We start from the raw sequence: 20,503 nt of genomic DNA, 5'->3' as shown, positions 1-20,503 counted from the left end.
TGGTGCTGCTGGGGAGGATTGAACTCCCGACCTCACCCTTACCAAGGGTGCGCACATATTCCATATCTCGCTGTTATTTCCGTCCCTTGGCCTTTTTCGGTGTTTCCGGTTGTACGGGGATTGTACGAAACCGTTCCCGGATCTCGGCCTCTTCCGCGTCTGTGTGGGCATAGGTTTTGTCGGGCAGGGCATGGTTTGACCACCTCCCCATTTTGGCGGCCGTGACCGGATCGACGCCCTGATTGACGCGCAGCTCGGTGTAAAACCCGTGGCGCCCGGAATGGGGTGACAGGTACTCGATCCCGGCGTTCTTGCAGATCGTTTTCCAGGCTTTGAGCATCCCGCTGCGGCCGGCATAGCCAAAGACCCTCGGCTTGCCTCTGACGCCAGTACGGCGGTTTTTGGGCTGACGTGGTGGCAGATTGGCCAGCGTCACCACCATCGCGGTGGAGATCTTCACCCATTGCTCGGGGTGGCCCTTCTGGGCCTTTAACAGAACCCGGTGGTTCATAAGGTCCAGGTGGTTGGGTTCGAGGGACACGACCTGATCGATCCGGGCTGCGGTCTCGAAAATGAACCGGACCATGGCGGCATTATATATGTCTGCCTCGGCTGCAAAGGCATCGACCCATTTCCTCGTAAATGGCGATTTGACTGCGCGGCTCTGTTTGCCTCGCCGCTCGTCCTGCTCAATCCGCTCCTTCTTGGAATAGGATTTGATCCGGATCGGCGGGCACAGTCCTTCTTCATGCGCGTTCAGGATCACGGCCTTGACCGGCGTGACCACGTATCGCTGCCATGTGTCTGTCGAGAGTTTCGGGTAGAGCTTTGGCCCAAGGGCGCGGATCTCTTTCGGGGTGAGGCTGGAGACGGTTCTCTCGCCGATCTCTTTGACCAGAGGAATGAGATATCCGGCATCCTTCGGCTTGGCCGGGTAGAGCGTCACGGCCTCGGCAAATGTCAGTTCGCTCGTTTCTTCTCCAATGAGGTAACGACGCCTTTGCCGGTCCGTTTCCGCCGCGACCCATTCCCGCGCAGCCTCTTCTGTAAGTGTTCCAGTGCTGCGCCGGTAGTAGGCTGTAATCGGGCTGCCGTTGTAGTCGACGGTGCCTCTGACCCACCATTTGCGCCCGCGCAGGTACGGTTCGAGGGGCATAGGCTTTCCTCCCAGATTCGGTCCATTTGGGCCGGGGTGATTATCATGGCGTTTCCGATGATCTGGCAAGCGCCAAGCGCGCGGGCTTTTTCGCGCAGGTTTCTTTCCCCGACATTTATCCCGCGCTCGGCCATGAGGGCGCACCACTCTTTCGGGGTGCGGCCCTGGTCCAGAAACGCAGATCCTGTCGGGACAATGGTCATTTTCAGAAGCCCCTATGTTTCTTCCGCTCGTCATAGAGCGCGCGCTTACATGCGTGGAACCTCTCTGAGAATTGAGAATTGGCGCGGGTTTCCTGTACAGCCACTTCGGAAATCCGTTCTGCATAGATCTTGGCGGCAGAGAGAATGAGGAGCTCTTTTTTTTGATCGAACCCATACCCCGCGCCAGTCCTGTCGCCTCTTGCGGCGTCGAGCGTGCGCTCAAAGACTCTGCACACGAGAGAGTCTCTTTGATCATGCTCCATCTCAACAAGGCTGTGTATCGCCTTCCAGTAATGGTAGGCGATTTTTCCGGCCCGGCCTTGCATGTCCTGCGCTGATATTGCGCGCAAGAATTCCACCAGCATATCTTGGATATGAATTTCTGCGGAAGTTTCGGCAGGTATCTTGAAGTCCATTACCCGTCCTCCCTGTTGGCCATTTCGAGCAGAACGTCCGCGTGGCAGGGTTGATCTGGTGAGCACCAGCAGGCGAGGTCTTTGCCGCGCAGCTCTGGGAGGCGGGCGAGGATCCGGGCGCGCTGGGTTTCCATCGTGTCCAAGCAACCGCACGCCCAGGGGATGCCGTTGAGCCAGTCGCGGAATGCGCGCACGGCCACTTCTTCCGGGTTTTTGTAGCCAGCGCCTCTGGCGGACGCGACGGTGAAGGGGTTGCCGAAAACGCCCGGTCTGCACACGGACACCGTGTTTTCGGGCATCATCCAGCCCTTGGTGCGGCGGCGCTGGATGCGTTTGGGGCGGGTCATTCCGGCACCTCGTTCCATTCTCGGCCATCCAAAAGGCGACCGGCAGCTTTCTTGCCAACGCGGAAACTGGCATACCCTTCGGGCCATTCGTACTGCTGGGCGTCGCAAATAAGACCATATTCAAGGTCATTCCCGTGATCAGCGTATCCCGGCGTCCACTCCCCCCATTGCTTCATGAAATACGCCACCCCGGCGGCGACACACTGATCCCGCAGGCTGCGCGCCCAGTCAGGGTGCATCGGGCGGGCGTTCGGCCCGCTCTCGCCGCCGACGATAATCCAGTCGAGGCGAGGTGCTGGCTTGGCGTTTCGAATATCGCCATCCCATCCCGTCGCCATATAGGGTGAAATCTTCACCGGTCCCAGCAAAGGCTCGATGCTCAGCCCGAGCCACGGAATGCCAAGTTTGCCCTTGAGGTCCAGAAGCTTGGGAACGTCACGGTCGGCTTCCTCCTGATTGACGACCGTGATCATGAGGCCAACGTGCTGGGGCCAGCCCTTTTCGATCCATCGCGGCGGGACCATCTGGAACACATTGCCGACGCGCTTGGTCAACATCTGGACGCGCGTATTCGGCGCGTTATCAATTTCGGCAAAAGCTTCCCGCCGCCAAGTAGGGTCAACGGCGTTGTCGAACACGTCCGAAAGGCTGGAACAGAACACGCGCGGCCAATGGCCGTTTTCGGCGCGAAACTTTTCCGCATCGCGGTTGATCTTGCGCAGCTTAGCCACGCCGCCCTTCACCTTGCGGCGCGGCGCACCCGGCCCCCAATGCGACCCGCCAGTGAACCGGATGTCTCGCGCCTCTGCATAGCAGTGGTCGCATCCCGGCCCGACCTTCTGGCACCCTTCCCAGAAATTGACCGTGAAGTCCGTCCATTCGATTTTCGTGGTTTTGGCCATTAGCGATCCTCCGCCCGGTCGATCCGCTCAATCTCTGCTAGGATCAGCGCGGCGGCTTTGACTAAGTCGCGGCGCGGCGTGGTGGGCTTCCACCAATTCACGTCCCATTCAGAGGGCCATGTGGGCGGAGGACTGCTGAAAATCCTGCGCAGGGACGGGCTTTGCGCAGCGATCCAAGCGTAGCACGCAGCTGCTTTGGCCATTTCCCCATCGTCATGCTCATCGTCGTGTTCTTCGGTCCAGCCTTCCACCGTTTGCTGCCGCGCCCGCTCTTCCAGAACATCTTTCGCCGCCGGGCTGTCGCTTGTGGCCAGAAGACGCGTCATCAGCTCGTCCGAAATGGCATCGGAGCGGTCCTTGTCGACACCCATGATGGAAAGCTGCGCGATGCAGGCTCCGGTTCCCCCTATCAGCATGATACTCCCACCCACGATGGACGAATAAGGCACCTGACGGGCTGCGGTAATCAGTCGTTTGGTCATTTCTTTTCCTTCTCGATGCCGTTGACAGGTTTTGCGTCCTGCTGAATTGTTTTGATGGCCTGCAAATAAATGCGCGCGCCGTTCCAGATTTGTTTGGCAAGTGCCGCGCGCGCGTGGGCTTCGGCGGGGCTGATTTTACCCGCGCGCAGATCCTTCAAGTCCTGAGAGAGACCGGCAATGGTGTCCTTCAGGCTGAGCTCATCAGACACAGGCGTTGAAACATAGTCGCGTTCAGCCATAGAGCGGTCCTTCCCCGATTTTGATGCGGTAAGCATCTATTTCGATTGCGGAAATCAGCGCGCTCATTTGCTTGATGACGCGCCGGTCTGGGTTGGCATCGCCATAGGGCCCAGTTCCGAAGTCCTGTTCGCAGTGCCAGCACAGCGGCGCGCGAGCCGTAAGCTGCGGGCTTTCCCAGCGTGGGGGTTGTGCGCGATGGCAAATGGCGCAGTTGAACGGTTCAGATTTGTCAGGGTAGATCGGCATTGCATCTCCTGGTTTCCGTCGCTGGCCCCTGTTGCCAAGGGCCAGAAAGAGAAATCAGCGTGGCGGGTGATCGGGGCGTTCGCCGCCTGTCGTGCGGGCCTTGGGCAAAGCGGGTTTGGGCCTCACCTTGCCGCGCTGGATGACTTCGATCTGTTCCTGGTCAAACCACCTGTCCTCGACGGGCTTGCCTTCCTTGTCGACGGGTGGGGCGATGGAAATTCTCAAACATCCATTCAAAAATTCAGTGCGGGCGGTGGCGATTCCGGTGAAGCCAGACACGATGTCTTTTACTTCGTCGCCCAGTTCGATTTGGTCAGTGTTTGTCATGATCTGCTTTCAGGTTTTCGGTGAAGGTGATGGCCCCGCAGTGCGGGGCGCACTTCTTAGGCTTCGGGGGTGCCCATGAATGTAGGCAGGTCGGTTTCGGTGGTTGCCGCTTCGACCGCTTCCTTAAAGGCGGCTTCGAACGCCTTTTCTGGATTGTAGATCGACAGGATGAACCGCACTTCGCCGCCCAGTTTGCGATAGCGGAAGCGCACGGGCATCCGGTAAGGCGCGCCGCCCATGAAGACGGGGATGGCGATGATAATCAGGTTCGGGATCTGCAGCGGCTTGCCGTCCGGGGCTTTGTGTTCATTGACAAACTGGATTTCCTGTTCGCCGCTGTCCCGGTTGGTCTTCACGGTTAGGTTGCTGGTTTCATGCACCTGAAACTGTTTGGACATCGCCAGCAGCTGGGTCAGTTGGCCATAGCGCCCTTCGATCTTCTGGGCGGTTTCGATCAGGCGGTTTTCCCATGGCTGGTTCTTGTCGCTGACACCACCCTTCAGGATGGCGGGCGACGGGTCCATGATGTCTTTGGCCTGCGCTTCGATGAATTCGCCCAGATTGTCTTTCTTGAGCGGTTCGCCGGACACGCCCATCCATGCTTTCCACTCTTCCGACAGCGGGAAGTCATAGATGGCCCGGTGGTGGCAATGGCGCGCGCTGGCATCGCCTTTGGCGGTGGTCACGTCGACCGCGCCAGCGGCGTGATAGTCCGCAATGCAGGTCAGCGTCGGCGCTTCCATGTCGGGATTGGCGAACAGGGCTGATGTTTCGCCTTTGAAGCGATTGGCCCATGCGATGATGCTTTGCAGATCGGCAAAGCGGGCGGTGCCTTTGCGCCGGGCGGGCTTCATGAATTCCAGCGCATCGCGGCGGTATGTCGAGACATCGACCACCTTGCGTTTTTCGGGCACTGTGATCAGGTCGGCGGCGCTTGGGTTCCATTCGGGGTCGGCATCCACAATGGTGTGATGCATCAGGTCCGCCATCACATCGCGCATGGTTTCTGCCGGGTTTTTGTGCCGCAGGGCGGCGGTGTCTGTCTTGTATGACATGGTCAGTTCCTTTTGGGTTTATGGTTGGCTTTTCGGGGTTAAACGTCGCGCACTTCGCCGGTTTCCGGGTCATGCGGGGTGACATCGCGCACACCGCTGTGCATGCGCTTCATCATCGGGCTGTAGAGGGTCATTTGCCCCTGACCGTCGACATAGGCGGCGGCTTGGCTGGCGGGTTTCTTCGGCCCTTTGAAATCGGCCTGCGCGCGCATGCCCAGATCACCTGCGCCGCCCAGTTCATAGGACACATTCAGGGTGAAAGAGCCTTTCGCGCCTTTGTGCCCATACTCTTCATTGTGGTCCTGCATCTGCTGCAGCAGGTCGCGGTGGTCCGCGATGAACTGGGCGAGGAATTCGCCGCCATCAAAGAGGGTCAGCAGCTGTTCGACGCCACGAATGGCGAACGGATCGTGTTCTTCGATCTGGGTTTCTTCTGCGGGTTGCTTTTTCTTGGCCATCACTGGGCTGGTCCTTTCTATCGTGGGGTTGCGATTTTGCCGGTCCATGCGTCGAATTCGGTGCGCAGGATCTGGAACTTCTGTTGGGCCGCTTCGCTGGTGGTCAGTTGCTTGCGGCTGTCGATCTGGCAGCAGTCGCGCAGGTATTGCGCGGCGGCGCTTGCGCTGAACTGTTCGCCTTGCATGCCGCAGCGGCTGGCGGCGAACCGCTGGAAGCGCGGGTCATTGCACAGGATGCCTGCCTGTTGGGCTGGGTCCATGTCGTCAAAGCGTTGTCGAACGGGCGCGTTCATTTTGCACCTATCCGGGCTTTCAGGCCGGGGCATTCCGGGCGCATGGTGCCGCCGGGGCATCCGCATTGCGGCCACAGGGGGCAGTGAAATGTCGGGGTGTTGTCCACCACCAATTTGGGCGCGCGCCGCTGGTTATCGTGAGTGATGGCAGATACAGCGCGCGCCCCGGCTGAGGCGGTCCCCTGACGCCCGCGACGGAACAGGGAAAGAAGGCCGGGCACGTCGAGCAGACCGCGCCCGGCCCAGTGACCGGCAAACAGGCGATTGCCGGTTGTGGTGATGTCGTGGCGCGCGGCCATCAGCGCGCCCCTTGGCCAGCCGCCGCGCGGGCGTTGGCAATTTCTTCGCCGTGGTTGCGCGGTTTCGGGAAAGGCGGATGCACGGTGATGAAACCGTCATCTTCGGCCAGCGGCGCAACCGCCTTGGCGGCTTTGGTCCAGTTGCGGATCGCCTCTTCCTCTGACCCACCATAGGCGTTCACGCCATGCAGGGCGATTTCGAACAGGTGACTGGACTGCGCCGCATCAGCGGGCGGCACATAGCTGCCGCCGCATTCCATGACTTCATTCATGAACGCATCTTTCTGGCCTGCCATGTCGAGGCATTCGAGGTTCAACAGAAAGGCGGTCAGGCGGTCATTCAGCAGATGGGTGGTCATAGCAGCGACTCCTGCATGGCATCGCCGGGGCGCGCCGTTGCCACGGTTTCAAGAACGTGGAACTGGGCGTCGTTTTCCTTGGCGAGTTTCTGGGCTGCGGCCAGTGCTTCATCGAAGGATGAATAGCGGGCGCGCGGTTCGGTCTTGGATTGCGGGCCAGTGGGTTTGCGGCACACCATCCAGAAGCGGGCGAATTGGGGCAGATCGGCCATATCAAGTCGCCTCAAGGTAACGGATCACCGCGCCTTGCAGTTGGGCGGTGGCTTCATTCAGATCGGGCAAGCACTCGATCAACAGGCGCAAGCTGTCGGCCAGTTGATCAAGGGTATCGCCCGCGCTGATGTTGTCTGGGTGCTTCAAGTCTGCGTTGCCGCGCGCGCATTCGATCATGTCGGTTGTGGCGGCGCTGGTGCCTTCGGCGGCGGCAAGCAGTTTAAGGGCGCGATCCATTCCGTTCATCACGCCACCTGCGCTTGCTGGTTGCGCGTCCGTGCGGGGCAGTCGCGGCCTTGATTACAATCATGATTGCAGGGCGGGCAGGTTTGCACCTGAAGGCGGCGTTGGCAGACGGTCTGCCCGCGTTCGGCTTTCAGTGTGGCCCATGCCAGCAGACGCAGGCTGGGGCGGTGGTGTGGCTTGGGGTTGCTGACCACTGACAGGGCGTCTGTCTGTCGCTGTGGTGTGCTGGGGGTATGAAAACGCATGTTGGCCTCCGACTAGGTGAGGCCGAAACTAGATTGTGTAATTATCCAATGTCAATCGAAAATTGTGTAATTATCCAATATGAGCCGGTGAGTACTGCAAGCATTCAGCTTCTTGGATTCGGATTTTCAATCCTTCTGGACTTGCACGGCTGTGCCGATGGCGGTTGCCAGAATGGCGTTCCCTCTGCTGCCAAAATCCGAAAATCGAAGATCCACACCGACAACCATGTCTGCATTCAACTGGGCTGCATCATCCCGTAGGCGGTCGAACAGTTCTTCCTTGATGTCGCGCATGGCGTTCTGTTGGGTCTTGCTTCGACCGCCTACTAGGTCGCGGACTTCTAGCATCATGTCTTTGATGATGTTCATGCCGACAACAGCTTCAGCGGTGACGATGCCAAGCCTTTGCGTGATCGGAATGTCTAGAGCCGCTTCAGTTGTCATCACCATTTTGGAGCGACGTTCATGGCGCGTCATCGGTGCAGGGCGCTTCGGTTTTGGCTCTTCCTGCGGCATCCCGGCGGTGAGGCGTTCTTTCATCCGCGCGCGTTCTTCCGCACATGTCTTGCAGTAACCATTTGAATTTAAGTCTGAAAAGCTAAATTGCTTGTAGCATCCATGGCATGCAGACATCTGTTTGCCTCTTGTATTTGTTCTGGTAATGTTCTGGTTATGGTAGATTCTCGCAAAGGTTTCAGCAACAGCGCATTGATTAGTCGCCTTTCGGATCGGCAGGCGATTTTGCTGTCGCTACACCTTGCGGCGCTGCCTGACCGTCATCGGCGCGCTGAGAGAGAATTGCAGCTAGGGACGCTTCCAGTATCGCTTGCTCTTGCGGTGTCAGCCGGGCGATCTGTTCCGCAAGCTGGTCGCGGACCTGCGCAGGGGAAAGCCCCATAAACTCTTCAACGGTTTCGCCAAAGGCTGCGGCAACCCGAATGGCATCATCTACCCCCATGTTGCGGGTAGTGCCGCGCTTGAGCGCGTAGAGTGAATCCTTTTTGACGCCGGACTTGTTGGCGATGTCGGTGACCCGCGCGCCGGTCTTTTCAAGGTGTTCGTTGAAGGCTTCGCTGAAGGTTTTCTGCATGTCCGTAAACTACTTGGGCAATAGTCCAACGGCAAATGTGCATTTGCCCATTGACGAAATTGGATAATTACACAATAAACTTGGCGCATGACCCATGAAACGATCCTTGAAGAACTTGAAGACTACTGCCGCGCGACGGGCCTGAAGCCGTCGACGGTTTGTGTTCGGGCGCTGAATGACAGCCGCTATTTGGCGCGACACCAGCGCCGCTTGGATGCGCTGAACCGGGACGCCAACAAAATCCGCCAATACATGGCCGACAACCCTGCGCCTGCGGGAACAGATCAGGTGGCGGCGGAATGATGGTTTGGCTTGCTGTCTCATATCCCGATTGTCGCGCCCAGTGCGTGATCAGCAAAGGAAACGAGGTTTCCAATGGCTGATCCGGTAACACGCGGCATTTTCGATGGTCTTGTTCGCCGCGCTGGCGGTGTCGAGGCGGTCGCGGCGGTTCTGGAAGCCCGCTATGGCGTCGGCTGCAAGGGCACGGTCAGCAAGATGTGTTCCGGCCAGATCGGCGTGACGGTCGATGCGGCAATCGCAGTCGAAGACTTCGTTGGGGCTTTCCCTCTGACCAATCGAATGTTCGAGCGCACGGGCCGCGAAGGTGTGCGCGCCGGATGTCTGAAGGAACTGGCGGCGCAAAGCACGGTGGCCAGCGGTCAGGCGCATTCGGCGCTGATCCGGGCGTTTTCGCACCTAAGCCCCGGCGGTGAGGCCCTGACCGCAGAAGAGCGCGCCGAAGTCATCGCCCATATGCGCGCCGCGCGTCAGGTGCTGACTGACATCATTGATGCAGCGGAGGCGCAGGGATGATGTCAGGACTAAGCCGACCATTACATCTGTGGGCATCGGGCTTTGCCCGTCGCTGGCATATGAATGCGGCTTTGTCCGGCGCGGATGATTTCAACTGCGCGCATCAGGGCCGGTGCGCGATGCTGGTCATCGTTCTGTTTCCTAACCATTCGCTGGCGTTGTTGCGGGCGGCTGTGACGCATGACGCTGCTGAATTCGTGGTCGGTGATCTGTCGCAGCCCTTCAAGGCTGTGGGTGGCGGTTTGGTTGCAGATCATGCGTCTTTGGAAGGCGACGTGCTGACCCGCATGGGTCTGGCCTGCGATCTGAGTGAATTTGAACAGCGTTGCCTGAAGCTGATCGACCGCATTGACGCGGTTCTGTTTGTCCAGCTTCGCGCACCGCAAGAGGCGCGGCGCAACGGATGGCCCGAAGTTCAGGACTGGTGTCTGGGTGAAGCTGCGCAGTTGGGCTGCGGTGAAGCGGTCGCGGGCCTGTTCTGGGATTCCGAATGCCGGGCATATGAAGGGGGTGCGCTATGAATGCGATCACCGCCAATGCTGAAAGCCAGCGTCGGATCTTCAATCATTTTGCCGAACGGCTGGAGCAGCGCTTCGGGGGGGGGCTGGATGCTCTGACCTTATGGCGCGCGCTGGCCTATGCGCTGCATGCGCAGGACTGGAAACTGCTGCGCCCCGTCGCCCGCGTGAACCGCAAGGGGCGGCGTGTTTTCGTCTGTCGCTTGGCTGATGGCCGGTTTCTGTTTGTCCTGTTCGATTGCCAGATCGGTCTGCCGATCACCGTCTTCCGCGAAGGCATGGTCATTCGGCGCGAGGGCAAAGGAACCATGCAGTTGGGGGTGCCGAATGATCTTCGCTGATATGGACCGCAACCAGATCGAAGAACAAGACATCGACCCGCGCGCCTGCCGGGCGCTGTGGTGTGCGGTGGTCGAAGAGCAATTCCAGCTGGCCGTTTCGCCCAAGATGGCTGATCGGCCCGCCGAAATATCCGCCGCGCGCCGATGGTTTGGCACCCGTGATTTCTTCATGGCCTGCGCCTTGGCTGGCGTCGATGGCGCATGGGTTCTGTGGGGCGTTCGCCATCATCTGGCTTTGCAGGGGGTGGCGTGATGGGCAAACGGGTTTATCAGAACATCGAAATTCGCGGGGTGGTCTACCCTGATGCGAATGCCGCTGCGGCAGCGCTTGGCGTGACGGCAGGTCAGGTGCGCATGGCTGTGCGCAAAGGGCGGCTGGATGGTCTGGGTACCCGCCCGGCGCTGCGTCCTGTCACCATTCGTGGCGTGACCTATCCCAGTTTCTGTGCCGCCGGAAAGGCGCTTGGCGTTCATCCGAACACGGTGCGCGCCGCTTATCGCAACGGCACCTTGCATCGTGTTGGCACTGGGCGTGTCGGCCCTGAGCCGATGCGGGTGCGCATCGCAGGCAAGGATTTCGATGACGTGAACGCAGCTGCGGCGCATTTTGGGGTGCAGCCCGGCACGGTCTATTCCGCGATCTGTGATGGCGATCCTGACCGGGTTGCCCGGCCTGCGGTCTATAATCCGTGGAAGTCAAAGCCCTTTACCATCGGCGGGCTGACCTTTCCGTCGATGCGCGCGGCCAGCCGTGCCTTGGGGTTCAAGGATGAAGAGTATATCGCCAAGGCGGTGAAGCGTGGGTCGCGCCGTGGGCGTGAACGCATTCTGGCGGCGGCGATGACCTATGTCGCGCAGGGCAAGCATGTTGGGGGCGCGGCATGACTGGTCAGAACACATCCTCTGCCGTGATGCAGCAGCGCGCTGAACCGCGCAAGAGCTTGGACGATTTCCCGACGCCACCATGGGCCACGCGCGCTCTGTTGGAGTTTCTGGACAGCATGGGTTTCATGCCCGGCGGTGTGGCGAGGGAACCAGCGGCAAATCGCGGGCACATGGTTAGACCGCTGTCGGAATTCTTCGATCGCGTCGAAGCATCCGACGTTCACGATTACGGGGCTGGGTATCCCGTTCAGGATTACTTGTTCGGGCCGGATCCAGATCCGGTTGATTGGACAATCACAAACCCGCCTTTCCGCTTGGCAGAAGAGTTCATTGGCCGCGCGCTGCGCACCAGCCGTGAGGGCTGTGCCTTTATCCTGCGCAGTGCGTTCCTTGAGGGCGTGGGGCGGCACCAGAGACTGTTCTCGCAGCGTCCGCCCGCTTTTGTTCTCCAGTTTTCTGAACGTGTCGTGATGCACAAGGGGCGGCTTTCGAAGGATGGAAGCACGGCAACGGCCTATTGCTGGATCGTGTGGCTGCATGAGCGGTGGCACCTGTCTGGCACAACAGAGTTGTTTTGGGTGCCGCAGTGCCGCGCGCGCTTGGAGCGGGGTGAAGACTATCCCGCAGAAGCGCCTGTAAGCGCCCATCAGGAGGCTTTGGCGCTATGACCCTTGAGCACCTCAAGCCTGCAAATGCCGTGGCACGGCATAGTGAGCCGGAAGACTTCCGGTCTTTCGCGCATCAGGAGCTGGCGGTGTCCAGCCCGTGGCAGGGCGGCGTTTGTTTCAATCCGTCCTGCGGTGCTGTGTTCCAGCCGCGCCGCGCCTGGCAGATTTACTGCAGCACCGCCTGTGAGCGGGTTGGCACGGCGGAGCTGCGCAAGTGGGGACATCGCATGGCTCTGTCGGCGCTGGTCTGGCGGATGGGCAAGTATAATCAGCATGACGCGGGTATCCGCGATCTGACCCGCGCGGCGCGTCGACACGTGACGCATGTGCAGTCCGCCTGGTTGGCGGATCGGCAAGCGCGGGCTTTGGAAAGGGGTAAATCATGAATTGTCCAGAGCACTTGGTCTTGGACCGAAAGTGGCTGCAGATTTGGCACATCCAGCATGCTGATGTTCCCCGCCGATACATCACTTGGCGGGAAGTCTTGAATCCTCTTCGCTATGAAATCTGCGTGGGTGCCGGGCCGGGGCGCTACTGGCATTGGAACGATGATGCCTGGCTTTGGGTGGCATGGCGGAATTTTCTGTTCAGGGCCAAGGCCGGGTGTTGGTGGCGCGGCCATGATTGGGTTCAAAACCGATATTCTGACGGTGATCGGTGTGACCGCTGCTTCAAGCAAAGGGGGCGGTGATGCAGGCGGCACATGACAAGCCGAAAAAATGCGGGGTCTGCCACGGTTGGGGCTACATCCCCTGTAACTGTTGGCCGGGTGACTGTATCTGCGGCTACGGCGATGAAGACTGCGAAGAGTGTGAAGGATCTGGGTTCTTGTGGCCTGTCGATGACTCTGAGGATTGGAGAGAGACATGACTGCGCTGCGCTCCGTTGGCCCGGTGGATACGGACCAGTTGCCAGAGTATCCCATTGACCCAGATGCGCGGCTTGACAGTCATGAATTCCTGCGATGGGAGTTCGGGCGTTGGTTGGCGTCCGACATGCGCTGGAATGGAACCCATGAATGCAAGTCCATGTGGTTCGAACTGGTCAATCTTTCCTACCTTGAAACACCGGTTGGCACCCTGCCAAAAGATCATAAGCGGTTGTCGCGGATGATCCAGCCTATAGTCGATCGCGACCATTTCGATGCGTTGTGCGGTTTGGAGTATGGGCCGCTTCACGGTTGGGTTCTGTGTCGCTCTGGCGATGACATTCGCATGATGCATCCTGTGGTGACGCGCATTGTGCTGATGGCTTTTGCCAGCCGTGCCAATCACACCGCGCGTGTCGAGGCGGCTTCGCAGGCGCGGCGGTTGAAGCGGTTGACTGATGACGTCATGCAGCTTGCGCCGGACATAGCCAGCGACCCGCGCAAAATCCGTTTCATTGACAACACGATTCAGGAGCGGATCGAGGCGCGTGGTGGCGAGCGGCGCACCGGTGAAGACCTGCATTTCGCGATCCAAGCCTGTGTGAGCAAGGGGCGCGAGGGAGGGTTCCCAGACAAGCGATAATCAGTGTCGGTCAATGTCGGACAGACACTAACGGACAGTCACGGACATTAAATTAGTGTCCACATCGAGAAGGATAAAGACAATGAAAATAGAAGGAAAATTACGTTGTCGCGTCACTACCGGTGGTGGTGCCTGTGGATAAGTCGGAATTGCTGAGAAAAGGGTGAGGGCGATGGAAGCGAAAGATCAGGCAGACGGTGAAAAGCGGGTCAAGAAGCTGTTGATCGAACCGTTGGAAAACCTCGGGTTGGGACGCCCGACGACTGTGAACAAAGCGGGCTATGAGGCCATGGTGCGCACGTTGTGCCAGTTGTTGGCGGGCAAGGACGCAGATCATCTTGAGGCGTTGCGGGATTGGGCCGCCGCGAATGCGGGTGGACCGCAACGGGACCGGGTGCCGATCGCGGCGAAGATCATCGAACAGTCCAGGCGCATTGCGCCGCCGCGTCAGACCGGTGATGCCTCGCCGCTATTGCGGGCAATCTTCTCGGCCGAACTTGGACAGCGCGCGATCCGAGAGGGTTGGGCACCGGAGCTGCTTTACTGGCTGCGGTCTCGTCCCGAAGGTGGGCGGCAATGGCCAAGTTCCTATGCGATCAGTCAGATCAAGAAAAACGCCTATGACCCGATGCGGCGGCTTGACGATATCGAAATGCGGTTGAGCGAGGGGCGCGAAGATGAGGTCAGTCAGGAAGAACACCAGTTTCGGCAACGGCGGCGGGTTCGGATCGCGGAATGCGAGCGGATCGCGGAGATGGGCAAGGGGGACGTGGCATGAGCAGCATCGAAGAAGTTTGGGCGCGCATGGAAGCGCGGGCCGAGCGTCAGGCAGAAGAGGCCGCGCGGTTGGATGCGGTTCGAGGTATGGGCTTTGTTCCGCGGGACGTTGGTCCGGACATTCCCCAAGCGCCTGCGCGCGGGCCGGTACGGATGTTCGAGGGCCGGTCGATGGTTCAGACGGACACCGGCGGTTTTGTGCGTCAGCGCACGGGCCACATGGGGCGCAAGACGTTGCAGCGGGCCGATAGCTTTGACCTGATGTCCGAGCGAGCGCGGGCGGCGCATACCCGCGCGGTACGTCGTGCGGAACAGGAGGGCAAGAATAAGCCCGTGTTTCAAGAGCCGTTCACCCCGGCACAGGTGGCAATGGGTCGGTTCTACCGGGATCTTGTCGAGAAGCACGAGAGCGCTGGTGTGAAGTGTTCGTCGTTGGAAAGCCTGTCCCAGCGCAGCGCGGGAAGCGGTAGTGATTTCATGGATGCGGTGCTGCGCGACCGGGAGCGCATCGGTGTGCTGCGCAAGCGCATCGGCAGCGGGTCGGCCATGGTGGTTCGGCGCATCCGGCCATCGGGTCGAGGATCGCGCGTCACCATTATGGATCGGCGGCTGGTCGACATCGTTTGTCTGGAGGATGGAACGATCACGGATGTTCTGCGGACGCATGGGTGGGTTCGGAGCGGTGAGGGCGCACAGGCCAAGCACATCGCAGCATTGCGGATCGCCCTTGGAGAGGCTTTGGATCGAATGATCGGTCCTGCGCGCGCGGGTGGTATCAGCGTGGCCCGTTTTGATAAGTAGCGATATGGATTGCGTGGGTTGAGCGTCAAAAATGACCCTGATATTCCGCTATAAACCCTTCCATCGCTTCTATCCCTGCCTGTGCGAGTGTCCTGGGTGCGTCGTCCTTCAGGTGCACGCCATTCAGGCTCTTCGGAACATCGGCCGTTTTCCCGTTATCTTCGTTCGTCACGCTCTTCAGGTTCAGCGACGCCGGGACTTCTTTGATCAGAGGCGATTTCGGTTTGTTGGTATTAGTCACTTTTCCGCCAGACGCCGACAGCGTCAGTGCGCCGGATCTGTCCAGCTTACTATTCACGCCGTTAGGAAAAATGGTAACGTTTTCCACCGGGCATTCGGCAACAAGAATTCCACCAACATTGACGTGTGGCTCCCGGAAGTCTGCAAATGGCGTCAGTCCGTGTTCCGCCACGTTGCGGGCTTCCCGTAGGTAGAATAGGCCGGGATCGTCTTTCACCGATTTTGCCAATAAGCGATAGGCCCAAGGCTTCGATTCTGATGCATTCTTTCCAGCGGAGATGAGTTTGCCCATCGTTCTTGCGTAGAAGATCAGGAAGTCTTCCCAAGCGTCTCGCAAATCCTGGCCGGTTTGCGCTTGTGTCATTTTGTCCAAGGCTTCTTTGGCGCGGCGGAAGTTGAACTGGATTTCTTCCAAATTGGGTGGCAACGAAAAACTCCTTGACGGTTAGTACGCCACGCATGTACCAAATGTGCATCATCAACAAAAGCGCCCACGGGAAACCGGCGGGCGCTTTTGCTATTGTGCTGTTCGTAATTCGGGGGCTGTGATGCAACGGACCGAGGAAAGCTTGGTATGTGTGGCAGGTCGGGTGCGCGTTGCCTAAGAAGCCATGTGCGCATCCGGGCTGTTCGCGGCTGGTTGATCTCGGATCAGCACACTGCGAAGCCCACGCGGCACAGAATAAGAGGGACAGGGACCGGCCAGCGGATGCGAAGCGCGCGGCCAAGCCCTATCGCAAATGGTACAAGCGCAAGGCTTGGTGCGGTCCCGGTGGGCGGCGCGCGCGACAGCTTGCCGCTGAGCCGTTGTGTGCGCTGTGTCCAGAAGATTCAAAGCAGATGGCGGCCATCGCGGACCACGTGATTCCGCACAATGGCGACCATGGCCTGTTCTGGTTCGGGGAGTTGCAGTCGCTGTGCAAGCCTTGCCATGACATCAAGAAGCAGCGGGCAGAACGGCGCGCAGGTAGGGGGGATCAAAAGTCCACAGCCTGACCGCATGGGACCGGCAACTACAACTGGATTTTTTCGCGTGAAAGTTTAAGGGGGGGGTCTCATGACTGCTTCGGCATCAAGCATGGAACGGCTGGTCACCCTTCTGGGTGGATGGCCAGAGCACTTCGAAGCGGAAGAGCGAAAGCATGGTGAAAGCCTGCTGTCGGTTCTTCGTCGCGATCGGGTTCTGGATGAAGCGGTCTTTGGTCTCGTTGTGCGCTACGCGGTGCATCGCGCGGCCTATCATCGGTTGTCTGCCGAAATTGCAGATGAACAGTTCCAGGCGACGGACAGCCACTACTTGTCTGGGAAAGAGCAGAGCCGAGCCTTTCACGAGAACAAGCTGCTGACTTTGGAGCGCGAGCTGTTGGCGACGCCCTATGCGCGGGCCAAGAATGGTTTGTCTTCGCAGACGTCTTTCATGGACCTGCTTGATGAACAGCCACCGGAAGGTGGCGGCGGCGGTAAGGTTATGCCGTTCAGGCCGATGGCGAAAAAGGATCGCGGCTGATCCATGCTGGATACGTCGGTTGAAACACCGATCACGCTTCGGGCGCTGGATTGGGTTGACGATGTCTTGTCGAACAAGATCCCGAGCTGCCAGCGGATCAAGCAAGCCTGCAAAAGGTTCCGGGCGGACCTGAAGCGCGCTGGAACGGATCAGTTCCCATATGTGTTCGATATGGAAGCGTCCGAGCACATGTGCGCGTTCATGGAAGCCTTGCCTCACATCGAGGGGGCGTGGGCCGCACGGGGCGAGACCATTACCCTTCTGGGGTGGCAGGCGTTTCTGATCAGCCAGATCGGCGGGTGGCGGCACATGGTCACCGGTATTCGTCGTTTTCGAACGGCCTATGTCGAAGTGCCGCGAAAGAACGGGAAGTCGACGCTGCTGGCTGGTGTGGGGCTTTACTTCCTTGTGCCGGATGGTGAGCCGGGCGCGAAGGTTTATTCGGCTGCGGCGTCAACGCATCAGGCGCGCATCGTATTTGATGCGGCGCGGGTCATGGCGTTGACAGGCCGGGCCGAAGGTATGGGGCTGGATGAACTGCTGGGCTTGCATGTCGAAGAACACAAGATCAAGACGGCGGACCCGGCGGCGTTGTTCCAGCCGATTGCCAGCCAGACCAAGTCGAAGGATGGTAAAAACCCGCACTGTGCGATTGTCGATGAATTGCATGAACACGAAAAGCGCGACGTGTGGGATTCGATGGCCAGCGCTTTGGGTGCGCGCGAACAGCCTTTGCTGATTGCGATCACCACGGCGGGCTACAACACTGCAGGGATCTGCTATGAGCAGCGGAAATACCTGCAGCGCATTTTGGACGGCACATTCGAGGATGACAGCTATTTCGGGCTGATCTTCGAGGCGGATGAAGGCGATGATCCGGGCGATCCGGTCGCATGGGAAAAGGCCAATCCGTCACTGCATGCAGCCAAGTCGCTGCAATACATGCAGGATGAATGGAAGAAAGCAGCGGCCAGCCCGGCGGCAATGGGTGAGTTCCTGCGCAAACACTTGGACATCTGGACCAGTGTCGGGGCATCGGCCATCGACATGGAAGGCTGGCGCGCGGGCGAAGATACGTCGCTGAAGATCGAAGACTTTGCCGGGCGTCAGTGCTTTATCGGGGTCGACCTTGCGACACGTCATGACCCGTCAAGCGTCGTGGTTGTGTTCCCGGATGAACGCGATCCGGCCAAAGGTCCGATGACGGCATTCAGTTGGCACTGCCTGCCGCAAAAGGTCGTTGATGCACCGGGCAATGAACATCTTTGGGGTTGGGCCAATAAGGGCCTGATCACGACAACACCGGGCGCAGAACTGGATCTGCGATTGGTCGAAGCGTTGGTCATGCAGCTGTGTGGCTATGGCGCTGACCATGATCCGCGAAACGAATGGGGCTGGGGCGATCTGCCAGTCTTGGATGTGGAAATGGTCATCTATGATGCGCAGTTCGCGCAGCAGATGGCCGCGACTTGGGATGCGGCGGGCATTCAGGCTGTGGAACTGCGCAAGCGGGCTGCAAACACGAATGAGCCGTTTAACAAGCTGATTGCCGCTGTTGATGATCATCGGATGCTGCATGACGGCAACCCGGTTCTGACGTGGATGGCGGGCAATACGCTGCTGAAACAGGTGCCGGGCGGGGACTACATTTTTCCGACAAAACTGGCGCCTGAAGACAAGATCGATGGGATCGACGCGCTGATCAACGGCTTGTGGCCGCTGTGTCAGGTTGTCGAGGAAGACGAAAGCAAGGGCGTCGTGACGCAAGGATTTGTTGATGTTTGAGCGGATATTCGGATCACGGGCCAAGGTTGCGGAAGCGCCGCGCGTCGAGCCGGTCGTTTCTGTTCCTGCGGTGCAGGACAGCAGGCCGGTCAACCTGCAGTCATCGGCCAGTGTCGAGGAATGGCAAGAGTTCTTCGGCTTTCTGGGTCATGACGTGGTGACGCGGGAATCGGCCATGAAGCTGACCGCTGTTTTCGGCTGCGTGTCCTTGCTGGCCGGAACCATTGGAACATTGCCGGTTCGGGTTACGCGGAAGGATGCGGAAAAGGGCAGCGAAGTGCTGGCCGATCACCCTGCCCACTATATGGTGCATGTCGATCCGCATCCGCTGTTTTCGGCTGAAGTGTTCTTCGAAGGTCTGTTCGCCTTGGCTTTTCTGGAAGGCAATGCCTATGCCGAAATCCAGCGCAACGGGCGTGGTGAGGCGACGGGGCTTCGCCCGCTGTTTGACGCCACGGTGAGACCGTTCATGCGCAATGGCCGGGCGGCATATCGGATCACGGAAGACGGTCAGACCTATGGCCGCGATCAGGATGACATTCTGCACTTCCGGGCATCGGCCACTATGAAGGGGCTGGAAGCGTTGTCACCGCTGAAGTGTTTCGGGCGGTCCATCGGCATCGGTCTGGAAGCTGACGAATATGCGCAGCGGTTCTACAAGCAGGGCATCAATCCGCCGGGATACATCAGCTATGACGGCAAGGTCAGTGAACAGGTGGCCGATGAAGTCAGAAACTACTGGCAGCGCAAGTTCGGTGGCATCCAGAATGCCCACATTCCGGCGGTCTTGGCGGAAGGCGGCAAGTTTACATCGCTGATGACCGATCCAGAAACCGCGCAGCTTTTCCAGTCGCGGTCGTTTCAGGTGCTGGATGTGGCGCGGGCCTATGGGGTGCCGCCGCATCTGATCGGTGAAACTGAAAAGTCGACCAGCTGGGGCACGGGCATCAATGCCCAGACCACACAGTTCTACATTCTGGGATTGCGCAAGCATGTGAAGCGGTTTGAGGCTGAATTGGGCCGGAAACTGCTGACACGCGAAGAGCGGCTACAGGGGGTGGCGATCAAGTTCAATCTGGACACGCTGCTGCGCGCGGATCTGGCTGCGCGGTATGATGCGCACAAGATTGCCGTTGGCGGCACCCAGCATCCCGGCTGGATGACCGTCAATGAAACCCGTGAACTGGAAGGTCTGCCCAAGCTGGATGATGAAGAGGCGGACAAGCTGTTCCGGCCCGTCGCCAAGGGCGCAAAGGACACCACCAATCCGGCGGATGACGGCGGCGCGCAACCGCCCGCGCCATATTTCCAAACCAGCCGAGAGGAATCGTGATGAACTTCAAGGAAATCATGGCCCGCGCATTGCAGGCCAAAGACGGAAAAGCCAATGGCCTGCAGGTTCGGGCCATGGATGATGACAATTCTGCGGTCGAGGTCATGCTTTATGATGCCATCGGCTATTGGGGTGTGACATCTGCGGAATTCCGCACCGAACTGAATGGGATCGAGGCGGATGTTATCCACCTGCGCTTGGATTGTCCGGGTGGTGACGTGTTCATGGCCCGCGCGATGAAAACCGCCCTTGAACAGCACAGCGCCCGTGTCGTGGTTCATATCGACGGGGTTGCGGCATCTGCTGCGTCTTATCTGATGATGGGCGGCGATGAGATCGAAATCGCGCAGGGCGCACAGATCATGATCCACAACGCTTGGGGTTGGACCATCGGTGACAACCGTGAGCATCAGAAAGGTGCGGATCTGCTGCTGAAGATCGACAACGGCATCCGCCGTGACTACGCCGCCAAGACCGGCAAGTCAGATGATGAATTCATCGAACTGATGAATGAAGAAACGTGGTTCGAGGCTGATGAAGCCTTGGATATGGGTTTGGTCGACCGCGTCTATGACAAGCAAGGCGGTCCCAATGACCGTTTCGACCTGAGCATCTACAAGAATGCCCCGAAAAAAACGCCCCCGGCGGATGCGCCGGATGGGGGCGACAAAGCTGCGGCTGCACATCGTGCTGCCCAGATGCGCAAGTTGGAGTTCTTTGAACGCACTGCGCCCTGACCTGCGG

General features: G+C 59.3%; 33 protein-coding genes. 15 read left to right on the top strand and 18 right to left on the bottom strand.

Features of this window, described 5'->3' with window-relative positions; genetic code table 11:
• Positions 1-73 precede the first annotated feature (73 nt).
• From I3253_RS18760 to I3253_RS18680, 17 genes are all read right to left on the bottom strand, one after another.
• A complete protein-coding gene (locus I3253_RS18760; protein ID WP_197919349.1) occupies positions 74-1,156 on the bottom strand; it encodes a tyrosine-type recombinase/integrase in 1,083 nt (360 codons plus the stop codon).
• Between the two features lie 205 nt (positions 1,157-1,361).
• On the bottom strand, positions 1,362-1,775 hold the full coding sequence (locus tag I3253_RS18755; protein ID WP_197919348.1) for a hypothetical protein: 414 nt from the start codon (positions 1,773-1,775) through the stop codon (positions 1,362-1,364).
• Complete coding sequence (locus tag I3253_RS18750) at positions 1,775-2,122, bottom strand: DUF4326 domain-containing protein (RefSeq protein WP_197919347.1); 348 nt, start codon at positions 2,120-2,122, stop codon at positions 1,775-1,777. The genes I3253_RS18755 and I3253_RS18750 overlap by 1 nt, the downstream gene beginning before the upstream one ends.
• On the bottom strand, positions 2,119-3,024 hold the full coding sequence (locus I3253_RS18745) for a phage Gp37/Gp68 family protein (RefSeq protein WP_197919346.1): 906 nt from the start codon (positions 3,022-3,024) through the stop codon (positions 2,119-2,121). The genes I3253_RS18750 and I3253_RS18745 overlap by 4 nt, the downstream gene beginning before the upstream one ends.
• Positions 3,024-3,506: a hypothetical protein gene (locus I3253_RS18740; RefSeq protein ID WP_232272200.1), complete on the bottom strand. Its 483-nt coding sequence runs from the start codon at positions 3,504-3,506 to the stop codon at positions 3,024-3,026. The genes I3253_RS18745 and I3253_RS18740 overlap by 1 nt, the downstream gene beginning before the upstream one ends.
• Entirely contained in the window at positions 3,503-3,745 is a 243-nt protein-coding gene (locus tag I3253_RS18735) for a hypothetical protein (RefSeq protein ID WP_197919345.1), read from the bottom strand. Before I3253_RS18735 ends, I3253_RS18740 begins: the two co-directional genes overlap by 4 nt.
• Positions 3,738-3,992 carry a hypothetical protein gene (locus I3253_RS18730; RefSeq protein WP_197919344.1) on the bottom strand — a complete coding sequence of 85 codons (255 nt, stop codon included), beginning with the start codon at positions 3,990-3,992 and terminating at the stop codon, positions 3,738-3,740. Before I3253_RS18730 ends, I3253_RS18735 begins: the two co-directional genes overlap by 8 nt.
• 54 nt (positions 3,993-4,046) lie before the next feature.
• Positions 4,047-4,319 carry a hypothetical protein gene (locus tag I3253_RS18725; protein ID WP_197919343.1) on the bottom strand — a complete coding sequence of 91 codons (273 nt, stop codon included), beginning with the start codon at positions 4,317-4,319 and terminating at the stop codon, positions 4,047-4,049.
• A 56-nt stretch (positions 4,320-4,375) separates the two neighbouring features.
• Positions 4,376-5,374, bottom strand: a complete 999-nt coding sequence (locus I3253_RS18720) for a DUF2303 family protein (RefSeq protein WP_197919342.1) — start codon at positions 5,372-5,374, stop codon at positions 4,376-4,378.
• Between the two features lie 38 nt (positions 5,375-5,412).
• Positions 5,413-5,832, bottom strand: a complete 420-nt coding sequence (locus tag I3253_RS18715; protein WP_197919341.1) for a hypothetical protein — start codon at positions 5,830-5,832, stop codon at positions 5,413-5,415.
• Between the two features lie 17 nt (positions 5,833-5,849).
• Positions 5,850-6,125, bottom strand: coding sequence for a hypothetical protein (locus tag I3253_RS18710; RefSeq protein WP_197919340.1), 276 nt, complete (start codon positions 6,123-6,125; stop codon positions 5,850-5,852).
• A complete protein-coding gene (locus tag I3253_RS18705) occupies positions 6,122-6,424 on the bottom strand; it encodes a hypothetical protein (RefSeq protein WP_197919339.1) in 303 nt (100 codons plus the stop codon). The genes I3253_RS18710 and I3253_RS18705 overlap by 4 nt, the downstream gene beginning before the upstream one ends.
• Entirely contained in the window at positions 6,424-6,783 is a 360-nt protein-coding gene (locus I3253_RS18700) for a hypothetical protein (RefSeq protein ID WP_232272199.1), read from the bottom strand. The genes I3253_RS18705 and I3253_RS18700 overlap by 1 nt, the downstream gene beginning before the upstream one ends.
• A complete protein-coding gene (locus tag I3253_RS18695) occupies positions 6,780-6,995 on the bottom strand; it encodes a hypothetical protein (protein WP_127111953.1) in 216 nt (71 codons plus the stop codon). Before I3253_RS18695 ends, I3253_RS18700 begins: the two co-directional genes overlap by 4 nt.
• A 1-nt stretch (position 6,996) precedes the next feature.
• Positions 6,997-7,242, bottom strand: coding sequence for a hypothetical protein (locus tag I3253_RS18690; RefSeq protein ID WP_197919338.1), 246 nt, complete (start codon positions 7,240-7,242; stop codon positions 6,997-6,999).
• 371 nt (positions 7,243-7,613) lie between these two features.
• Positions 7,614-8,027, bottom strand: a complete 414-nt coding sequence (locus I3253_RS18685) for a YbjQ family protein (protein WP_197919337.1) — start codon at positions 8,025-8,027, stop codon at positions 7,614-7,616.
• Positions 8,028-8,199: 172 nt separating this feature from the next.
• The gene (locus I3253_RS18680; RefSeq protein ID WP_197919336.1) at positions 8,200-8,577 is read right to left on the bottom strand and encodes a helix-turn-helix transcriptional regulator; all 378 of its coding nucleotides are present in this window, start codon (positions 8,575-8,577) and stop codon (positions 8,200-8,202) included.
• Between the two features lie 87 nt (positions 8,578-8,664).
• On the opposite strand from I3253_RS18680, the gene I3253_RS18675 reads away from it, so the two are divergent.
• From I3253_RS18675 to I3253_RS18625, 11 genes are all read left to right on the top strand, one after another.
• A complete protein-coding gene (locus I3253_RS18675) occupies positions 8,665-8,880 on the top strand; it encodes a hypothetical protein (RefSeq protein ID WP_197919335.1) in 216 nt (71 codons plus the stop codon).
• A gap of 72 nt (positions 8,881-8,952) precedes the next feature.
• Positions 8,953-9,393: a hypothetical protein gene (locus I3253_RS18670; RefSeq protein WP_197919334.1), complete on the top strand. Its 441-nt coding sequence runs from the start codon at positions 8,953-8,955 to the stop codon at positions 9,391-9,393.
• A complete protein-coding gene (locus tag I3253_RS18665) occupies positions 9,390-9,914 on the top strand; it encodes a hypothetical protein (RefSeq protein WP_197919333.1) in 525 nt (174 codons plus the stop codon). Before I3253_RS18670 ends, I3253_RS18665 begins: the two co-directional genes overlap by 4 nt.
• Positions 9,911-10,252, top strand: coding sequence for a hypothetical protein (locus tag I3253_RS18660; protein ID WP_197919332.1), 342 nt, complete (start codon positions 9,911-9,913; stop codon positions 10,250-10,252). Before I3253_RS18665 ends, I3253_RS18660 begins: the two co-directional genes overlap by 4 nt.
• Positions 10,239-10,505, top strand: a complete 267-nt coding sequence (locus tag I3253_RS18655; RefSeq protein ID WP_197919331.1) for a hypothetical protein — start codon at positions 10,239-10,241, stop codon at positions 10,503-10,505. Before I3253_RS18660 ends, I3253_RS18655 begins: the two co-directional genes overlap by 14 nt.
• Positions 10,505-11,137 carry a hypothetical protein gene (locus I3253_RS18650; RefSeq protein WP_197919330.1) on the top strand — a complete coding sequence of 211 codons (633 nt, stop codon included), beginning with the start codon at positions 10,505-10,507 and terminating at the stop codon, positions 11,135-11,137. Before I3253_RS18655 ends, I3253_RS18650 begins: the two co-directional genes overlap by 1 nt.
• Positions 11,134-11,805: a hypothetical protein gene (locus tag I3253_RS18645; RefSeq protein WP_197919329.1), complete on the top strand. Its 672-nt coding sequence runs from the start codon at positions 11,134-11,136 to the stop codon at positions 11,803-11,805. The genes I3253_RS18650 and I3253_RS18645 overlap by 4 nt, the downstream gene beginning before the upstream one ends.
• The gene (locus I3253_RS18640; protein WP_197919328.1) at positions 11,802-12,191 is read left to right on the top strand and encodes a hypothetical protein; all 390 of its coding nucleotides are present in this window, start codon (positions 11,802-11,804) and stop codon (positions 12,189-12,191) included. Before I3253_RS18645 ends, I3253_RS18640 begins: the two co-directional genes overlap by 4 nt.
• A 480-nt stretch (positions 12,192-12,671) precedes the next feature.
• Positions 12,672-13,316 (top strand): hypothetical protein, encoded by a 645-nt coding sequence (locus I3253_RS18635; protein WP_197919327.1) that lies wholly within the window; start codon positions 12,672-12,674, stop codon positions 13,314-13,316.
• 172 nt (positions 13,317-13,488) lie between these two features.
• Positions 13,489-14,094 (top strand): hypothetical protein, encoded by a 606-nt coding sequence (locus I3253_RS18630; protein WP_197919326.1) that lies wholly within the window; start codon positions 13,489-13,491, stop codon positions 14,092-14,094.
• The gene (locus tag I3253_RS18625) at positions 14,091-14,894 is read left to right on the top strand and encodes a hypothetical protein (protein WP_197919325.1); all 804 of its coding nucleotides are present in this window, start codon (positions 14,091-14,093) and stop codon (positions 14,892-14,894) included. The genes I3253_RS18630 and I3253_RS18625 overlap by 4 nt, the downstream gene beginning before the upstream one ends.
• A 25-nt stretch (positions 14,895-14,919) precedes the next feature.
• On the opposite strand, the gene I3253_RS18620 is transcribed toward I3253_RS18625, so the two are convergent.
• Positions 14,920-15,561 carry a hypothetical protein gene (locus I3253_RS18620; protein ID WP_197919324.1) on the bottom strand — a complete coding sequence of 214 codons (642 nt, stop codon included), beginning with the start codon at positions 15,559-15,561 and terminating at the stop codon, positions 14,920-14,922.
• A gap of 630 nt (positions 15,562-16,191) precedes the next feature.
• On the opposite strand from I3253_RS18620, the gene I3253_RS18615 reads away from it, so the two are divergent.
• From I3253_RS18615 to I3253_RS18600, 4 genes are read left to right on the top strand one after another with little or no spacing between them, the layout of a single operon-like run.
• Positions 16,192-16,641 (top strand): hypothetical protein, encoded by a 450-nt coding sequence (locus I3253_RS18615; protein WP_197919323.1) that lies wholly within the window; start codon positions 16,192-16,194, stop codon positions 16,639-16,641.
• Between the two features lie 3 nt (positions 16,642-16,644).
• Positions 16,645-18,426, top strand: a complete 1,782-nt coding sequence (locus I3253_RS18610; RefSeq protein WP_197919322.1) for a terminase large subunit — start codon at positions 16,645-16,647, stop codon at positions 18,424-18,426.
• The gene (locus I3253_RS18605) at positions 18,419-19,759 is read left to right on the top strand and encodes a phage portal protein (protein WP_197919321.1); all 1,341 of its coding nucleotides are present in this window, start codon (positions 18,419-18,421) and stop codon (positions 19,757-19,759) included. Before I3253_RS18610 ends, I3253_RS18605 begins: the two co-directional genes overlap by 8 nt.
• Positions 19,759-20,496, top strand: coding sequence for a head maturation protease, ClpP-related (locus tag I3253_RS18600; protein WP_197919320.1), 738 nt, complete (start codon positions 19,759-19,761; stop codon positions 20,494-20,496). Before I3253_RS18605 ends, I3253_RS18600 begins: the two co-directional genes overlap by 1 nt.
• The last annotated feature ends 7 nt before the right edge of the window (positions 20,497-20,503 follow it).

Origin of the sequence: Thiosulfatihalobacter marinus (assembly GCF_016019955.1) — a bacterium.
Taxonomy (GTDB): domain Bacteria; phylum Pseudomonadota; class Alphaproteobacteria; order Rhodobacterales; family Rhodobacteraceae; genus Shimia; species Shimia marinus_A.
The sequence above is the reverse complement of the archived record's forward strand: the minus strand, read 5'-3'. Positions and strand labels throughout refer to the sequence as shown.

Excerpts from the sequence above, each read along its gene's own strand:
- I3253_RS18760 (WP_197919349.1), bottom strand. The coding sequence starts at position 1,156 with ATGCCCCTCGAACCGTACCTGCGCGGGCGCAAATGGTGGGTCAGAGGC.
- I3253_RS18755 (WP_197919348.1), bottom strand. The coding sequence starts at position 1,775 with ATGGACTTCAAGATACCTGCCGAAACTTCCGCAGAAATTCATATCCAA.
- I3253_RS18750 (WP_197919347.1), bottom strand. The coding sequence starts at position 2,122 with ATGACCCGCCCCAAACGCATCCAGCGCCGCCGCACCAAGGGCTGGATG.
- I3253_RS18745 (WP_197919346.1), bottom strand. The coding sequence starts at position 3,024 with ATGGCCAAAACCACGAAAATCGAATGGACGGACTTCACGGTCAATTTC.
- I3253_RS18740 (WP_232272200.1), bottom strand. The coding sequence starts at position 3,506 with ATGACCAAACGACTGATTACCGCAGCCCGTCAGGTGCCTTATTCGTCC.
- I3253_RS18735 (WP_197919345.1), bottom strand. The coding sequence starts at position 3,745 with ATGGCTGAACGCGACTATGTTTCAACGCCTGTGTCTGATGAGCTCAGC.
- I3253_RS18730 (WP_197919344.1), bottom strand. The coding sequence starts at position 3,992 with ATGCCGATCTACCCTGACAAATCTGAACCGTTCAACTGCGCCATTTGC.
- I3253_RS18725 (WP_197919343.1), bottom strand. The coding sequence starts at position 4,319 with ATGACAAACACTGACCAAATCGAACTGGGCGACGAAGTAAAAGACATC.
- I3253_RS18720 (WP_197919342.1), bottom strand. The coding sequence starts at position 5,374 with ATGTCATACAAGACAGACACCGCCGCCCTGCGGCACAAAAACCCGGCA.
- I3253_RS18715 (WP_197919341.1), bottom strand. The coding sequence starts at position 5,832 with ATGGCCAAGAAAAAGCAACCCGCAGAAGAAACCCAGATCGAAGAACAC.
- I3253_RS18710 (WP_197919340.1), bottom strand. The coding sequence starts at position 6,125 with ATGAACGCGCCCGTTCGACAACGCTTTGACGACATGGACCCAGCCCAA.
- I3253_RS18705 (WP_197919339.1), bottom strand. The coding sequence starts at position 6,424 with ATGGCCGCGCGCCACGACATCACCACAACCGGCAATCGCCTGTTTGCC.
- I3253_RS18700 (WP_232272199.1), bottom strand. The coding sequence starts at position 6,783 with ATGACCACCCATCTGCTGAATGACCGCCTGACCGCCTTTCTGTTGAAC.
- I3253_RS18695 (WP_127111953.1), bottom strand. The coding sequence starts at position 6,995 with ATGGCCGATCTGCCCCAATTCGCCCGCTTCTGGATGGTGTGCCGCAAA.
- I3253_RS18690 (WP_197919338.1), bottom strand. The coding sequence starts at position 7,242 with ATGAACGGAATGGATCGCGCCCTTAAACTGCTTGCCGCCGCCGAAGGC.
- I3253_RS18685 (WP_197919337.1), bottom strand. The coding sequence starts at position 8,027 with ATGAAAGAACGCCTCACCGCCGGGATGCCGCAGGAAGAGCCAAAACCG.
- I3253_RS18680 (WP_197919336.1), bottom strand. The coding sequence starts at position 8,577 with ATGCAGAAAACCTTCAGCGAAGCCTTCAACGAACACCTTGAAAAGACC.
- I3253_RS18675 (WP_197919335.1), top strand. The coding sequence starts at position 8,665 with ATGACCCATGAAACGATCCTTGAAGAACTTGAAGACTACTGCCGCGCG.
- I3253_RS18670 (WP_197919334.1), top strand. The coding sequence starts at position 8,953 with ATGGCTGATCCGGTAACACGCGGCATTTTCGATGGTCTTGTTCGCCGC.
- I3253_RS18665 (WP_197919333.1), top strand. The coding sequence starts at position 9,390 with ATGATGTCAGGACTAAGCCGACCATTACATCTGTGGGCATCGGGCTTT.
- I3253_RS18660 (WP_197919332.1), top strand. The coding sequence starts at position 9,911 with ATGAATGCGATCACCGCCAATGCTGAAAGCCAGCGTCGGATCTTCAAT.
- I3253_RS18655 (WP_197919331.1), top strand. The coding sequence starts at position 10,239 with ATGATCTTCGCTGATATGGACCGCAACCAGATCGAAGAACAAGACATC.
- I3253_RS18650 (WP_197919330.1), top strand. The coding sequence starts at position 10,505 with ATGGGCAAACGGGTTTATCAGAACATCGAAATTCGCGGGGTGGTCTAC.
- I3253_RS18645 (WP_197919329.1), top strand. The coding sequence starts at position 11,134 with ATGACTGGTCAGAACACATCCTCTGCCGTGATGCAGCAGCGCGCTGAA.
- I3253_RS18640 (WP_197919328.1), top strand. The coding sequence starts at position 11,802 with ATGACCCTTGAGCACCTCAAGCCTGCAAATGCCGTGGCACGGCATAGT.
- I3253_RS18635 (WP_197919327.1), top strand. The coding sequence starts at position 12,672 with ATGACTGCGCTGCGCTCCGTTGGCCCGGTGGATACGGACCAGTTGCCA.
- I3253_RS18630 (WP_197919326.1), top strand. The coding sequence starts at position 13,489 with ATGGAAGCGAAAGATCAGGCAGACGGTGAAAAGCGGGTCAAGAAGCTG.
- I3253_RS18625 (WP_197919325.1), top strand. The coding sequence starts at position 14,091 with ATGAGCAGCATCGAAGAAGTTTGGGCGCGCATGGAAGCGCGGGCCGAG.
- I3253_RS18615 (WP_197919323.1), top strand. The coding sequence starts at position 16,192 with ATGACTGCTTCGGCATCAAGCATGGAACGGCTGGTCACCCTTCTGGGT.
- I3253_RS18610 (WP_197919322.1), top strand. The coding sequence starts at position 16,645 with ATGCTGGATACGTCGGTTGAAACACCGATCACGCTTCGGGCGCTGGAT.
- I3253_RS18605 (WP_197919321.1), top strand. The coding sequence starts at position 18,419 with ATGTTTGAGCGGATATTCGGATCACGGGCCAAGGTTGCGGAAGCGCCG.
- I3253_RS18600 (WP_197919320.1), top strand. The coding sequence starts at position 19,759 with ATGAACTTCAAGGAAATCATGGCCCGCGCATTGCAGGCCAAAGACGGA.